The 14,495-nt window shown below is 47.1% G+C and carries 15 protein-coding genes; 14 read left to right on the top strand and 1 reads right to left on the bottom strand.

The features are described from left to right. Positions 1–11 precede the first annotated feature (11 nt). Entirely contained in the window at positions 12–818 is an 807-nt protein-coding gene (gene dapB, locus ACMXYN_RS15885) for a 4-hydroxy-tetrahydrodipicolinate reductase (protein ID WP_415892677.1), read from the top strand. A gap of 74 nt (positions 819–892) precedes the next feature. On the opposite strand, the gene ACMXYN_RS15880 is transcribed toward dapB, so the two are convergent. After that, positions 893–2,125: a diguanylate cyclase gene (locus tag ACMXYN_RS15880; RefSeq protein WP_415892676.1), complete on the bottom strand. Its 1,233-nt coding sequence runs from the start codon at positions 2,123–2,125 to the stop codon at positions 893–895. 155 nt (positions 2,126–2,280) lie between these two features. Between ACMXYN_RS15880 and ACMXYN_RS15875 the strand changes: the two genes are divergently transcribed. From ACMXYN_RS15875 to ACMXYN_RS15815, 13 genes are read left to right on the top strand one after another with little or no spacing between them, the layout of a single operon-like run. After that, positions 2,281–3,387 (top strand): 4Fe-4S dicluster domain-containing protein, encoded by a 1,107-nt coding sequence (locus ACMXYN_RS15875; RefSeq protein ID WP_415892675.1) that lies wholly within the window; start codon positions 2,281–2,283, stop codon positions 3,385–3,387. Further along, entirely contained in the window at positions 3,384–4,220 is an 837-nt protein-coding gene (locus tag ACMXYN_RS15870) for an FAD/NAD(P)-binding protein (RefSeq protein WP_415892674.1), read from the top strand. Before ACMXYN_RS15875 ends, ACMXYN_RS15870 begins: the two co-directional genes overlap by 4 nt. Further along, positions 4,220–4,999, top strand: coding sequence for a sulfhydrogenase subunit delta (locus tag ACMXYN_RS15865; protein WP_415892673.1), 780 nt, complete (start codon positions 4,220–4,222; stop codon positions 4,997–4,999). The genes ACMXYN_RS15870 and ACMXYN_RS15865 overlap by 1 nt, the downstream gene beginning before the upstream one ends. Further along, complete coding sequence (locus ACMXYN_RS15860) at positions 4,992–6,287, top strand: Ni/Fe hydrogenase subunit alpha (protein ID WP_415892672.1); 1,296 nt, start codon at positions 4,992–4,994, stop codon at positions 6,285–6,287. Before ACMXYN_RS15865 ends, ACMXYN_RS15860 begins: the two co-directional genes overlap by 8 nt. After that, the gene (locus ACMXYN_RS15855; RefSeq protein WP_415892671.1) at positions 6,284–6,742 is read left to right on the top strand and encodes a hydrogenase maturation protease; all 459 of its coding nucleotides are present in this window, start codon (positions 6,284–6,286) and stop codon (positions 6,740–6,742) included. Before ACMXYN_RS15860 ends, ACMXYN_RS15855 begins: the two co-directional genes overlap by 4 nt. Continuing rightward, positions 6,730–7,041, top strand: coding sequence for an NGG1p interacting factor NIF3 (locus tag ACMXYN_RS15850; RefSeq protein WP_415892670.1), 312 nt, complete (start codon positions 6,730–6,732; stop codon positions 7,039–7,041). Before ACMXYN_RS15855 ends, ACMXYN_RS15850 begins: the two co-directional genes overlap by 13 nt. A gap of 29 nt (positions 7,042–7,070) precedes the next feature. Next, on the top strand, positions 7,071–8,429 hold the full coding sequence (locus tag ACMXYN_RS15845; protein ID WP_415892669.1) for a V-type ATP synthase subunit B: 1,359 nt from the start codon (positions 7,071–7,073) through the stop codon (positions 8,427–8,429). Between the two features lie 9 nt (positions 8,430–8,438). Continuing rightward, positions 8,439–9,041, top strand: a complete 603-nt coding sequence (locus ACMXYN_RS15840) for a V-type ATP synthase subunit D (protein WP_415892668.1) — start codon at positions 8,439–8,441, stop codon at positions 9,039–9,041. Continuing rightward, positions 9,038–10,819, top strand: coding sequence for a V-type ATP synthase subunit I (locus ACMXYN_RS15835; RefSeq protein ID WP_415892667.1), 1,782 nt, complete (start codon positions 9,038–9,040; stop codon positions 10,817–10,819). The genes ACMXYN_RS15840 and ACMXYN_RS15835 overlap by 4 nt, the downstream gene beginning before the upstream one ends. Beyond that, on the top strand, positions 10,807–11,253 hold the full coding sequence (locus ACMXYN_RS15830) for an ATP synthase subunit C (protein ID WP_415882568.1): 447 nt from the start codon (positions 10,807–10,809) through the stop codon (positions 11,251–11,253). The genes ACMXYN_RS15835 and ACMXYN_RS15830 overlap by 13 nt, the downstream gene beginning before the upstream one ends. A gap of 14 nt (positions 11,254–11,267) precedes the next feature. Then, entirely contained in the window at positions 11,268–11,951 is a 684-nt protein-coding gene (locus tag ACMXYN_RS15825; protein ID WP_415892666.1) for an ATPase, read from the top strand. Then, on the top strand, positions 11,951–12,640 hold the full coding sequence (locus ACMXYN_RS15820; RefSeq protein ID WP_415892665.1) for a DUF2764 family protein: 690 nt from the start codon (positions 11,951–11,953) through the stop codon (positions 12,638–12,640). Before ACMXYN_RS15825 ends, ACMXYN_RS15820 begins: the two co-directional genes overlap by 1 nt. Beyond that, a complete protein-coding gene (locus tag ACMXYN_RS15815; protein ID WP_415892664.1) occupies positions 12,640–14,451 on the top strand; it encodes a V-type ATP synthase subunit A in 1,812 nt (603 codons plus the stop codon). The genes ACMXYN_RS15820 and ACMXYN_RS15815 overlap by 1 nt, the downstream gene beginning before the upstream one ends. Positions 14,452–14,495 lie beyond the last annotated feature (44 nt).

Raw genomic sequence — 14,495 nt, 5'->3', positions numbered from 1 at the left:
CGGAAACTTACATGATTAAAGTAGCAGTTACTGGCGCAGCCGGTCGTATGGGTAAAGCAAATATCGAAGCGCTACAGATGGCTGAAGGCATCGAATTAGGTGCAGCTATTGTTGAGCCTGATAGTTCTTTGATCGGCGCAGATGCCGGTGAAGTTGCAGGTGTTGGTAAGCTAGGCGTTAAGATTGTTGGTTCTTTGCATGAAGCGGTTGCTGATTTTGACGTGCTAATCGACTTTACTGCGCCAGAAGTCACTCTTGAGAATGTTCGTTTCTGTACTACTCACGGTAAGCAGGTTGTTATCGGTACGACAGGTTTGACTGATGAACAGAAAGAAGTTCTAGATAAAGCCGCTGAGAGTGTTGCCATTGTATTCGCACCAAACATGAGTGTTGGTGTGAACTTGTGCTTCAAGTTGCTTGAGATCGCAGCTAAAGCGCTAGGTAACGATGATTACGATATCGAAGTGATCGAAGCTCACCACCGTCACAAAGTGGATTCACCTTCGGGTACAGCACTGCGTATGGGTGAAGTGGTTGCTGATGCGTTGGGACGTGATCTGAAAGAGTGTGCCGTTTATGGTCGTGAAGGTCAGGTAGGCGCGCGTCCTCGTGGTGAGATCGGTTTTGAAACGATCCGTGCTGGTGATGTCGTAGGTGATCACACTGTGCTATTTGGTACAGAGGGTGAGCGTATCGAGATCACGCATAAGGCGAGTAACCGTCTAACTTTCGCTAAAGGCGCTGTACGTGCTTGTAAGTGGTTAGCAGCTAAAGAGAATGGCCTGTACGATATGCAGGATATTCTGGGTCTTAAATAAGAGCCCTGAATGCTAGAAAAAAGCCGCTATATTAGCGGCTTTTTTTGTTGGTTTTTTCTGTGTGCTACAGAGAGTTATTCACTGCATACATTGTTTCTACCTGCCTCTTTTGCCTTGTATAGCATCTCATCAGCCCGGTTCAGCATCTGGCTGAAACTATCTAATTCGCGCTCAACTAGACCAATACTGACGGTCACCGGTAGGGCTTGATCCTTGTAGGTAAACACGGTGTCATTTACCAGCTGACAGAAATGCTGCATCAGCAGCTCAGCTTGTTCCTGATTTAAGCCATTGAGAAGAATACAGAACTCTTCACCGCCAATTCGTGCGTGTAGAAAGCGGTTAAAGGTATTTCTTAATAGATTGGCTAACTGCGTGAGTACCGAGTCTCCGGCGTCATGACCAAAGTCATCATTGATCCGTTTAAAGAAGTCTAAATCCAGCATGGCTAAACAAGCTTTGCTTTGCGATGGACCTAGTTGTTTTTCAGCCTGTTCGAACAGGTATCTACGGTTATGTAAACCAGTAAGAAAGTCACGGTTAGCAGCATCTTGGATCTGAGCCACTAAGTCCATCTGCTCGATGTTATGCATCACTCGGCAGTGGAGCTCTTCATAGTTAAACGGCTTAGTTAAAAAGTCGTTTGCGCCACTTTTAATAAATTTAGCTGAAAGAGCAGGGCTTTCGGCAGCTGATATGCCGATGATCTTTAATTCCGAGGTTTCGTATTCGCGTCGAATTGCTTGTACCAACTCAATGCCATTCATATTGGGCATTTCATAGTCGGTTAGAATCAGTTTGATCTCGGGATCATGCTGCAGCTTAGCAAAACCTTCTTGACCATCGCAGGCTTCAATTACTTGATAGAGGTGCTTTTCGAGCTGTTTACGTACCAAGAGTCGATAGGACGAAGAGTCTTCGACTAATAAAACCTTGATAGCTTGGTTTTTTAGTAATCGGTGAACTAACTGAACGGCATATTCATAAGAGAAGCGACTCTCCTTGATTATATAGTCCACGACTCCTCTTTGAAGCAAGGATTCACGTTTATCGTCGTCGTAACTACCTGTCAGGACTATTGTCGGTATGTTTTGCGCGAGAATGAGATCGACAATTTCGCCTTTTGGCGCGTCGGGCAGATTTAGATCTACAAGTGCTGCAAAAATATCTTCGTAAAGGTCTACCTTTTCTTGAGCTTGAAGAAGGCTTTCACAGAATATGACTTCCACTGGGAGATCAGCGGTTTGAAATAACCTTTGCAGTACTCGGCTTACCAACTGGCTATCTTCAACGACAAGAACTTTCATATCTAAACTCAAAATAGATGCGATTAATGTCTGGGTTAGCACACCTTTTCATAGTGTCATTTATGATTGTGTAATTGAAGGCTAAAACCACCCCAAATCTCGAAGCTTGTCTAGTAGTTTAGGCTAATATTAAAAGAGTAAGGGAGGGGGAGTGAATGGCGATTTCTCAATCTGCTTTTCTCATGAGGAAGGATTTAACTGAGCTGTTTGAGCTTTTGCTTAAGCAAGGCTTTAGGCTGCATGGTCCTCAAGTTCGCGATGGAGCTATTGTTTTTGATGATCTCCAATCTGTTAGTGATCTGCCGCAAGGGTGGACGGATCAACAGGTTCCGGGGCGGTATCGACTCAAGCACAGTGATTCTCCACGTCAGTTTAATTGGGCGAATGGACCTTCGGCTCTGAAGCCGCTTCTGTATCCTGCTCGAGATGTTATCTGGCAGGCGAAGCGTGGTGATGATGGTCGTTTGCAATTTTTAGTGTCTGAACAAGCGCAAGATAAAGTTGCGATCATAGGGGTGAAAGCCTGTGATCTTGCCGCGTTGAAACTGCAGGATCAGCATTTTCTAGAAGGTGATTTTGTTGACCCCGGTTACCAAGGAAAGCGGCAAGGGCTGTTTTTAATTGCTGTTAATTGCAATGTTTCGGCAGAAACTTGTTTCTGTGTCTCTACCGGTGACGGCCCTGAGGTTAAGCAAGGGTATGACATCCTGCTGACCGAGTTAGATGACGGTTTTCTTATTCAATCCGGCTCTGAAAAAGGCGTCACCATAGTCGATCAATTGCCGCTGCAGGAAGTGACTGAAGCGATGGATGATGCTGCCAAGGAGCAGATTCGAACGGCCGAGCAACAACAAATTCGATCACTCAACCTTATAGCTAAAGATGATCTGCAAAGTCGAAGAGATCATCCGCAATGGGATGATGTTGCCGAGCGCTGCCTTGCTTGTGGTAACTGCACTATGGTCTGCCCCACTTGTTTCTGCCATCGACAGCATGAAGAACCACAGCTTAATGGTGCTGAGAGCGAGCACGTCAGAGAGTGGGATAGCTGTTTTGGAGAATCTCATGGGCAGCTTGCAGGATTTCAAGTTCGACAAACCGTTAAGCAGCGTTACCAACAGTGGATGATCCATAAGCTAGATACTTGGCAAACCCAATATGGCCGCTCAGGTTGTACTGGCTGCGGACGCTGTATGACCTGGTGTCCTGCAGAGATAGATTTTGTGGCAGAAGCAAACCTGATAACAGGAGACAAAGAATGAGTGTTTTCTGTAAAAAACCTTTGGTTGCAACTGTTACTGAGGTGATTAGTGAATCTAAGACGATCTTTACGCTTCGTTTGCAGTTGACTGACCTCAAAGAGCGAGCGGCCTATAAGTTTGAGCCGGGGCAGTTCAATATGCTTTACCTTTTCGGTGTGGGTGAGGTGCCTATCTCGATCGTTTCTGATCCTAAGGATGAAGGCGTAATTGATCACACTATCAGGATCGTAGGGCGTGTTACTGAAGGCTTAGCGAAATTAAAACAGGGAGATCAAATCGGTCTAAGAGGTCCATTTGGTCGAGGTTGGCCTCTGCCGGACACTAAAAATAAAGATCTTCTAATCGTTACTGGTGGGCTGGGTTGTGCACCAGTCGTAGCAGCAATCAATTATGCGCTGAAAAGACGAGATCATTATCGACGCCTGAGTATTGTTCAAGGCGTTAAGCACAGTAATGATCTTATCTGGAGTGAACGCTACGATCTATGGCGGCAGCTTGAGAATGTTGAAGTGTTTCTTGCTGCGGATGAATCAGGGCCTGCGTGGCCATTTCATAAAGGGCGTATCACCGAGCTAATTGATCAAGTGACGGTTGATCCAAGTAATGCATTGGCGATGATTTGCGGCCCCGAAGGGATGATGAATGCTGCGGCGGAAAAGCTTATTGGCTTAGGGATAGATCCAGCTCAGATATTTCTTAGCTTAGAGCGAAATATGCAGTGCGCTGTAGGGCATTGTGGTCATTGCCAGTTTGGTGCTGATTTTATCTGCAAGGATGGTCCTGTCTTTCCTTACCCAGCTGTACGTGATCGTTTAGGCATGGAGGGCGTGTAATGAGCTCTAAACCGCGTATTGCTGTGCATAAGTTCAGTTCCTGTGATGGTTGTCAGTTGGCATTGCTAAATATGGGCGAAGCGTTGGTGACCTTAGCTACTCGCGTTGAGATAAAGCACTTTGCAGAAGCTGGTGTTTTGGATGAAAGCGCAGAGGTCGATATTGCCTTTATCGAAGGCAGTATTGTGACTCAGCATGATACTCAGCGAATTCAACAGATACGTAAGAACAGTCGTTATCTTATTACCATGGGAGCTTGCGCAACTTCTGGTGGAATCCAAGCGCTGAAGAACTTAGCTCATGCGCCGGAAACTTGGCCAGGGGCCATTTATCCACAGCCTGAATTTATCGACAGTTTGGATAGGTCAGAGCCGATCAAAGATCACGTTAAAGTTGATTTTGAGCTCTGGGGCTGTCCAATCAATAGTCGCCAAATATCAACGGCGATCAGCTTAATGCTTGAGGGAGTAATGCCCCAAGATGAACGCGAAAAACTCTGTATCGAGTGTAAACGCTCGGGTCAGGTCTGCACTTTAGTCACTGCTGGTGAGCCTTGTATGGGGCCAGTGACAAGATTGGGGTGCGGATCTTTGTGTCCCAAATTTGGTAGAGCATGCTATGGCTGTTATGGCGATGCAGAGCTGTCTCATCATACAGCGTTGGCACGTCGTTTATCCGGTCTAGGCCTTGTTGATGCGGAAGTTAATCGACGCTTTCAATTGATTCATCCTGACCCCAGTCCTGTCCCTAAAGGTGGTAATGGAGAGCTGAATGACTGAGCGTAAGATTCAGATTGATGTACCCTCACTTGCCCGTGTTGAAGGGGAGGGAGCACTCCATCTCAAGATTGAGCAAGGTAAGTTGCAGCAATTGCAGTTTAAAATTTATGAGCCACCGCGCTTTTTTGAGAAGTTTCTAGAGGGGCGGCACTTTTCTGAAGTTCCAGATATTGTGGCGCGCATCTGTGGGATCTGCCCTGTGGCCTATCAAGTCAGTGCAGTGAATGCTCTGGAATCTCTGTTTCAGGTGCAGCTAACTCCATGGATAAAGGATATGCGGCGTTTGCTCTATTTAGGTGAGTGGCTGCAAAGTCATGGTCTGCATATCCATTTACTAGCGTTGCCAGATTATTTTGGCCATAACTCGGCGTTGGAGCTCGCAGGAGAGTACCCCGATGAGGTTCGAAGAGGCTTTGCTATTCAAGATGCGGGTAACCAGATTATGCGTTTCTTGGGTGGGCGTTCAGTGCACCCTGTTGGCATAAAAGTGGGTGGTTTTCATAAAGCCCCTACAGTAACTGAAGCCCTAGATCTCAAGCAGAGTCTGCAGGAAATATTGCCTCAAGCGATTGCTATGGTTGAATGGTTGGCTGAGGTTGAGGTTCCGGATCATCGGCAGGCTTTTAATTCAGTATCGCTGACAGCGAATAGCTATCCGCTCGGTGAAGGCCGTCTCGTTAGTAGCTCAGGATTGAATATCACTGAGAGCGAATATGAAACCTACTTTGCCGAGAGCCAGTCACCACACTCGACGGCGCTGTGGAGTCATCTCAATGGCCAAGACTATCTTGTAGGCCCTCTGGCAAGGATAAATCTGAATCATCAGAGGCTGCCTGATTTTCTACAAAAGCTACTTCGTAAATTGGGCAACCCTTTCCCAAGTCAGAATATGTTCCACAGCATGTTGGCTCGTGGTGTGGAGATCTGTTTTGCTTTGGATGAAGCGATTAAGTTGCTGGAAAAGTATCAGTCTCCTGAAAAAAGTGCAGTTAAGGTTAGCCCGCAAGTGGGTACTGGATACGGTTGGAGTGAAGCGCCCCGCGGTTTGCTATGGCATCGATACACAGTGGATAAAGCAGGCTTAATTGTAGAGGCGAAAATCGTCCCGCCGACCAGTCAAAACCAAGCACGTATCGAACAAGACTTGCTTTATTCCCTAAGTGAATTTGGCTTGGACCAGCCCGATGACTTGCTGCGTTTACACAGCGAACAAGTGATTCGTAATTATGACCCATGTATCTCCTGCGCAACTCACTTTCTAAAGTTAACAACGGAGCGTAAGCCTTGAAGTTAGGGGTATTGGGGTTGGGCTCTTCCCATGGGGATGATCAAATTGGTTGGGTGTTGGTGGATGCCCTGAAAGGCCTGCTACCTGAATCTGTGGTCTGTGAGAAATTAACCACCCCTGCCCACTCTTTAGTGACGCTATTGCCTCAGTTTGATCAGGTTATTGTGATTGATGCCTGTGAAATGGAGCAAAAAGCAGGAGAGTACAGGTATATTGAGGATGGGTCTGGGTTTTTGCATATGCAAAATGCGCCAGTAAGTAGTCATACTTTGGGTATCTCAGAGAGTTGGCAGTTGTTGCTTAAACTCGAACAACCCTTGCCGCAGATCAGTTTGTTTCTGGTTCAGCTAGGTCAAACTGAGACTATGGCGCCTATATCGGATTGTATATCTGAGCAGATACCTAATATGGTAGAACAGTTAAATAAAACGGTAAAACTTCGGTGTATAAACTAAGTTTCTTTGTTCCCGATGAAAATTTAGAACAAGTTAAAGCAGCTCTGTTCGCAACAGGTGCAGGACGAATTGGTAACTATGATTGTTGCTGTTGGCAGGTGCTAGGTCAGGGGCAGTTTCGCCCTTTAGAAGGTAGTGATCCGCATATAGGGCAGCAAGGTAATGTTGAGACGGTTGAAGAGTGGAAAGTTGAGCTGGTTTGCAGCGATGAGTTGATACGTCAGGCCGTTGATGCAATGAAATCAGCTCATCCTTACGAAGAGCCAGCCTACGATGTCTGGCGCTTAGAAGAGTTTTAAAGTTGTAACCGAATGACAGGGAGGTAGAAGTGACGCAGTTATTGGTACGTTACTCTCGTATTCTGGAAATTGTTGGTGACATAGTTAAAGTACATGTGCCGTTAACAGATGGCGCTTCGTCTATCTGTTTTGGTGATTTGGCTTTAATCGAAAATGACAGACATGACGGCGCTGAAGCCAATTTGGCCCAAGTCATTTTGCTTGATCGTGAAGAGGTCTCGCTTCAGGTCTTTACAGGAACTAAAGGCCTCTCTACCCATTCGGTGGTTCGCTTCCTTGGCCGTTCCATGGAAGTCACTTTTTCTCCTAATATTCTTGGGCGCTCGTTCTCCGGAACAGGTCGAGCTATAGATAATGGCCCGATGCTCACTGAAGAGCCCAAAATTGAGATCGATGGTCCTACGGTCAATCCGGCTAGACGTGTTTTGGCATCGCATATGATTCGCACCGACGTGCCGATGATCGATGTGTTTAATTGTCTAGTTGAGAGCCAAAAAATCCCTGTTTTTTCTGTGGCAGGAGAGCCTTATAACCAGTTACTCGCGCAGATCGGCACCCATGCAGATGCGGATGTGGTGGTTTTTGGCGGTATAGGTTTGGTGTTCGATGATTACCACTTCTTCCGTCAGGCATTTGAGGAAGCAGGCGTGTTAGCGCGAACTGTTATGTTTGTCCACCAAGGTTCAGATCCAACTGTAGAAGGATTGTTGGTTCCGGATATGGCGTTAGCTGTGGCCGAACGCTTTGCCGTTGAAGAGGGCAAGCGCGTACTGGTACTGCTCACGGATATGACCGCTTACGCCGACGCGCTTAAAGAGGTGGGCATCTCGATGGAGCATGTACCCTCAAACCGAGGTTATATAGGGGATCTCTATTCGCAACTGGCGCGTCGTTATGAAAAAGCCTGTGATTACAAAGGCGCAGGCTCTGTAACTATCCTTTCTGTTACGACAATGCCGGGTGACGATGTTACCCACCCTGTACCTGATAACACCGGCTATATCACCGAAGGTCAGTTCTATCTACACGATGGTGTGATCGATCCGTTCGGTTCCCTATCGCGCTTAAAGCAGCATGTGATCGGTAAAGTCACCCGAGAAGATCATAGTCAGATTATGAACACTATGGTGCGTTTGTATGCGGAATCACAAGATGCAGCGCAGAAGCAGGCAATGTCATTTGAGCTAAGTGAATATGATGAGCGCTTACTTAAATTTGGTGAGCTGTTCCGAGATCGGTTTATGGATATACATGTCACTATGCCGTTAGAGCAAGCGTTAGATCAGTGCTGGCTGACGCTGGCTGAATGTTTCGAGCCGCAAGAATTGTTGATGAAGAAGACGTTGGTGGATAAATATTTTCCAGCGCAAAATTTAGCTCAGGCTTAGGGATGATTTGTGGCGAAGCTAGCACTCAATAAGACCACATTAAATCGCGAGGGCGGACGCTTAAAAGCGTTTCGTCAGTTCGTGCCCGCCTTAGATTTAAAGCGAAAACAGCTTCTGGCTGCGAGACAAGAAACCCAGCAGCTTCTGCAAGCTAACCAGCTAAAGCTACAAGACCTTCACCTTTGTGTATCTGAGAAACTACCAATGCTGGCGGGTGCGGAGATCGAGCTTAGCCAGTTGCTACAGGTCCAAAAGGTGGAAGTTAAGTACAGCAATTTAGTCGGGCTAGAGCTGCCTGAATTAGCTGAGTTTAAGGTTGAGCTATCTGAATACTCTCGTTTGGTTTTGCCCCATTGGGTCGATACAGTTTTGTTACTGCAGGAACAAGCTTTAAGGCTGGAAATAGAGATCAGGATCTACCAACAGCGCTTACAGATATTGGAAACTGGATTACAGAAAACGACCCAGCGCTTAAATCTATTCGATAAGGTTTTGATTCCGCAGACTGAAAAAAATATCCGCAAGATCCGTATCGCTTTATCTGATGCAGAGCGTGCGGGTGTTGTGCGCGCCAAGATTGCGAAAAGCAAACGTCGGAGGCTGCAGCTATGAGTATTCAGTCTCTTAAAAAAGCAACCTTGGTTGGTTTAACAGAGGAAAAGGTATCTATTCTCGATGCTTTGCAAGCCTTGGGAGTCATGCATGTTATTCCTTTGGTAGCTCCGCAAAAATCTCAACTGAAGCTAGAGCATCAAGTGAGTCCTGAACAGCTCCATGGTGTGTTGCACTATCTGTTGAACTCTAAGCAAAAGCGTAAGCAGGTAGTCAGTGAGCGTCATTTTGATCTGCTGGAGGTTACAGACAAAGTTGATCAAAACCGTAGCTTGCGGCTGAAGCTGGTGGAACGGCATGATTTTTTGCGTAAACGTATAAAAGATCTCAAACCTTGGGGGAGTTTTATCCTGCCTGAGGAAGGTGAGTTATACGGTCGTCGTTTGTGGTTTTATCTTGTGCCTAACTACAAGATGAAAGAGGTAGAGAAAACGGAGCTGCCTTGGCAATGCGTCCATCGAGATAATCGCTATAGCTATATCACGGTTATTTCAGAAACAGAGCCGCCGCTAAATGCTATGCCTGTCACCCGTACTCATACTGGTGCTATTCCGCTCGAACAGTTGCAACGTGAACTGGAAGATATAGAGGTCGAACTGGAAACCGTTGAGGCCGAACGCGAGGCGCTCACACGATGGATCTATCTTCTGCAGAGATCCATTGCGGGTACTGAGGATGATGCGCAGCTAGCGGAAGTATCCGATCAGACTTTAGATCGGGATGAGATCTTTGCTATTCAGGGCTGGGTCGCTAAGGACAGCATAGAGTCGTTACAGCGCTTTGCTGATCAGCAAAGTATGGTGTTACAGCTCGAAGCTCCTAAACCTGATGAGCTGCCCCCGACACTTTTACAGAATCCAACCTCTGTTGCTGGTGGTGAAGAGGTGGTGCATTTCTTCCAGATGCCTGGCTACCGCAGCTGGGACCCTTCGCGTGTGGTGTTCTTTTCCTTTGTTAGCTTCTTTGCGTTGATCATGTCCGATGCAGGCTATTCGCTGTTGTTGGCTGCGATTTTGCTGTTTTACTGGCGAGATATGGGGCGTTCTGAAACAGGGCTGCGTTTGCGTGCTATGGGTGCAGCGCTTTCTGTAGCAGGCTTTGTTTGGGGTGTGTTGGTGGGGAGCTACTTCGGTGCCCAAGCCCCCTTTGCGTGGTTACAGGGTTTCAAGCTGATGGACCTGAATGACTTTGACAGCATGATGTTGCTCTCAATATCTGTCGGGGCCGTACACCTGATTTTGGCTAACTTGATGATGGCATGGGTCAGGCGTGGTAGCACTCGAAGGTATGCTGCATTAGGTTGGGCAGGCTCGGTCACTGTGGCCCTTTGGGGCTGGATCGTTGGTTTTGAGGTTTTTCATTGGCTGTTATTGGCGGCTTGTCTGTCATTAGTGCTTCTTTTCTCTAGTGAAAAGTCAGAATGGAGTGTGGGTCGGCTCTTCGATGGTGTTTTGGCTCTTGCAGGGATAACCAAAATATTTGGTGATGTTCTGAGCTATCTGCGTCTGTTTGCTTTGGGATTGGCCAGTGCTTCGTTGGCGATGACCTTTAATCAACTCGCGGTAGATGTCGCAGCTGCGCTGCCTGCGATTGGCTTGTTATTTAAAGTGCTTATCTTACTTGTAGGCCATCTTCTTAATTTCGTACTTACCGTGATCAGTGGTGTGATTCACGGTTTGCGTCTGAATTTAATCGAATTTTATAACTGGAGTCTGGCGGATGAGGGCTATGCCTTTAAGCCGTTTGCTAAACGGGAGGTTTCACCTTGGATAACCTGATTATTGCTTTAGGTTGGGCTGGTCTATACGGCCCAATGGCGTTAGGTGCAATCGGTAGCATGATTGGTTGTGCTCAGGCGGGGCAAGCTGCCTGTGGTGCACTGTTAGAAACCGAAACAGGTCATGGTCGTTATATTGGGGTGGCTGCAATGCCGTCGTCGCAATCTATATACGGCATCGTGGTTATGTTTGCGTTGAATCGAGAAATTACAATCGATAACGCGCCAGGCTTAGCTGCCATTGGTTTGTTGTGTGGTTTGGCTCTTCTATTTAGCGCGGCATGGCAGGGGCGTTGTTGTGCTTCTGCAATCAATGTATCCAAAATCCGTCCAGAGATATTTGGTATGTCGTTAGCCCCGGCTGCGATTGTAGAGGGCTTTGCCGTATTCGCCTTTATCTTTGCGCTGGTGATTAGTGCAGGTGTGCCTTTATAAGGGGGAGATTGCTGATGAGTAATGAACATCAAACTCATGTGTCTTCAGGCGTTGAAGAGCTGATCGAGAAGTTGCGTCAGCAGGGTGTTGAAAAAGGCCAGCATGAAGCTGAAGCCTTGGTTGAGGAAGCTGAGCATCGTGCTGATTGGTTGCTATCGCAAGCAAAGCAAGAAGCGGAACAGATCGTCAGTAAGGCACGCAAAGAAGCGGAAAAACTTCAACAGTCTGGCGAAGATGCATTAAAGATCGCAGCGCGTGATATGCATCTGGAAGTTCGAGAAACCTTATCTCATTCTTTCACCGATCAAGTCGAGCGTTTGGTTGCGCAGCAGATGGATAATGCTGAATTTATGCGTAGCTTAATCCTGTCGCTGGTGGCTAAGGCAAGCCACGACCATGGCATCGCTGATGCTGAGGAAATAGAGCTGCTTCTGCCGGATGATTACATCGGCTTGGATGAGTTGCGCCGTAATCCTAAAGAGTACCGCGAAGGTAAGTTGAGCCAGTTTGTGCAATCACTTGCTGCTGAACAGATGCGCGATGGCATCAGTTTTGATCTTCACCAAGGCAAAGGAATTCGTGTTCGTTTGCAAGGAGAGGAGGTGGAAGTGGATCTGAGTAGCGAAGCTATCTCTAAGCTGTTGTTAAAGCATCTTCAGCCTCGATTCAGAGCGATCATCGAAGGAGTGATTCGCTAGTGGCTGACTATTACACCTTAATCACAGCGCTACCTTGGTTGCCCGATTTAGAACAGTGTAAGCAGATGCCGCTATCGCGTATTGCATTGGATCAGCGTTTAACCATGTTGACCGATGCTGATAGACAGCAGCTAGCCTTGATTGAGCGCCTTTATTATCCTGATGAGAAGGTGTTACGAGGCTTGACGGATAAAGAGGTTGTGCAGCAGTGGGCCAATCAACTTGATCAGGTGAATAGCGAAATCCTGCGTCAGCGGATACTGTTTCATTTGGAATTGAGGACACTGATGGCTGCTTTACGGAGCCGTTCAGCGGGTATGGAAAACTCAGCTTTGTTTTATGGCGTAGGTCGATGGCTGCCTCGCATCCGCAAACATTGGTTTGAACCTGGATTTGGCTTAGAGGAAGTGTGCCCACAGCTACAACCTTTACAGCGTGTTTTAGCGAAAGAGGATGCATTGCTGGTGGAGCAAACCTTAAACCAGTGGTTGTGGCAGGATTTGGGGCTTTGTGAGAAGCAGCATGGGTTTAGTTTTGACGCGTTAGCGTGTTTTGTGTTGCGTTGGGGTATTGCAGAACGTCATCTGAATTATGATGCCGAAACCGCTCTAACAGAGTTTAACCGGGTAAATATTCAGTTATTGGAAATGACAGGCCTAGAGCAACAGTTAGCTCAGGGGGAAGCCTAGTGGATCAAAAGATTACAGCTCAGGTTGTTGCAGTACGAGATGACATTGTCACCGTTGAACTGGGTAAAGATGAAGAGGGTGTGTTTTATCCGATTCTGAAAAATGAGGTGGTATATATCTGCCCTGTTCGGACCGCTGTAGATGGACGGCAGGAGTATTTACAAGCGGAAGTGCTTCGAGTGCGTCATGGAGAGGCGGATGTTCAGGTATTTGAAAATACCCGCGGTGTAGCTGTTGGCGACCCTGTTAGGCAAAGTGGCGATATGCTTTCGGTTGCATTGGGGCCTGGGTTGTTGGGTCAGGTTTATGATGGTTTGCAGAACCCTCTAGAGATCATTGCATCGCAGAATGGTTTCTTCCTTCCTCGAGGTTTGGAAGTTGAAGGGATTGATCAACAGCAGTACTGGGCTTTCCAACCAAGTATTAAAGTTGGCGATCGTGTTAAAGCCGGTGATCTGATTGGCAATGTTCAAGAGGGGCGATTTAAACATCGGATAATGGCACCGTTTAACCTCTACGGTGAGGCAGAGATCAGCTGGATTCAAGAGGGGAGTTTCACAGTAACAACGCCTGTGGCACGTTTGCGTCTTGAACAAGGTGATGAAATTGAAGTCACTATGCAGCAGAAGTGGCCTGTGCGTGTGCCAGTAAGTGAGCCTTTACTTAGGTCTGGAAAAAGTAAACGGCATTATCCGCAAGAACCACTACTTACTTCTATTCGCCTTATCGACACTTTCTTCCCTGTCGCCCGAGGTGGAACCGCATGTATTCCGGGGCCCTTTGGTGCGGGTAAAACCGTTTTACAGAGTCTGATCTCTCGTTTTTCTGATGTGGATATCGTAGTGATCGTGGCCTGTGGTGAACGGGCAGGTGAGGTGGTGGAAACTATCACTGAATTTCCAAATATGCCGGATCCGAAAGGCGGAACCTTGATGGATCGTACGGTCATTATCTGTAATACCTCATCTATGCCGGTGGCGGCTCGTGAAGCATCGATCTACACCGGGATCACCATCTCTGAATACTATCGTCAGATGGGGTACAACGTGTTGCTGATTGCCGATTCAACTTCGCGTTGGGCTCAGGCGATGCGAGAAACCTCGGGGCGTTTAGAGGAAATTCCGGGAGAGGAAGCATTTCCCGCCTATTTGGACTCTGCCGTGCGGGCGCTTTATGAACGTGCGGGTTTGATTGAAAATAATGCTGGGGATATGGGCAGTCTAACCCTGATTGGCACTGTTTCCCCTGCCGGAGGTAACTTTGAAGAGCCTGTTACCCAATCAACTCTGCGAACAGTGAAGACTTTTTTAGGCCTGAGTGCCGAACGCGCTTATAAGCGTGCTTATCCAGCTGTAGATCCGTTGATTTCATGGTCGCGCTATTTAGACCAGCTTGCCGATTGGTATGCCGAACATTTAGGTGCTGATTGGGTGTCTCAAGTGAAAGAGATGCAGCAGTTGCTTGATCAAGGAGAGGCGATTCAGCAGATGATGCAGGTAACGGGTGAAGAGGGAGTTACCCTGCAGGATTATATTCTTTTCCACAAATCTATCTGCTTAGATCAGGTTTACCTGCAGCAGGATGCTTTTGATGATGTTGATATATCTGCTCCTATAGAGCGTCAAAAAGCTTTGTTTACTCTCTTGAGAACAGCGCTGACATCGACACATGAGTTTAAGGATAAGGTTGAGGTTAGGGATTATTTTGTCACCCTCACAGGTCTATTTCGAAACCTGAATTATAGTCGCACTAATAGCCCTGATTACCGACGCTATTTGGACGAGATTAATGCCAAGATAGCGCTGCGCTAATTCACATCTGTACCGGTCCAAATTTAAGTCCCTGTTCTTTGTAG

This window comes from Neptuniibacter sp. PT8_73, from assembly GCF_047778045.1.
Lineage (GTDB): Bacteria > Pseudomonadota > Gammaproteobacteria > Pseudomonadales > Balneatricaceae > Neptuniibacter.
The sequence above is the reverse complement of the archived record's forward strand: the minus strand, read 5'-3'. Positions and strand labels throughout refer to the sequence as shown.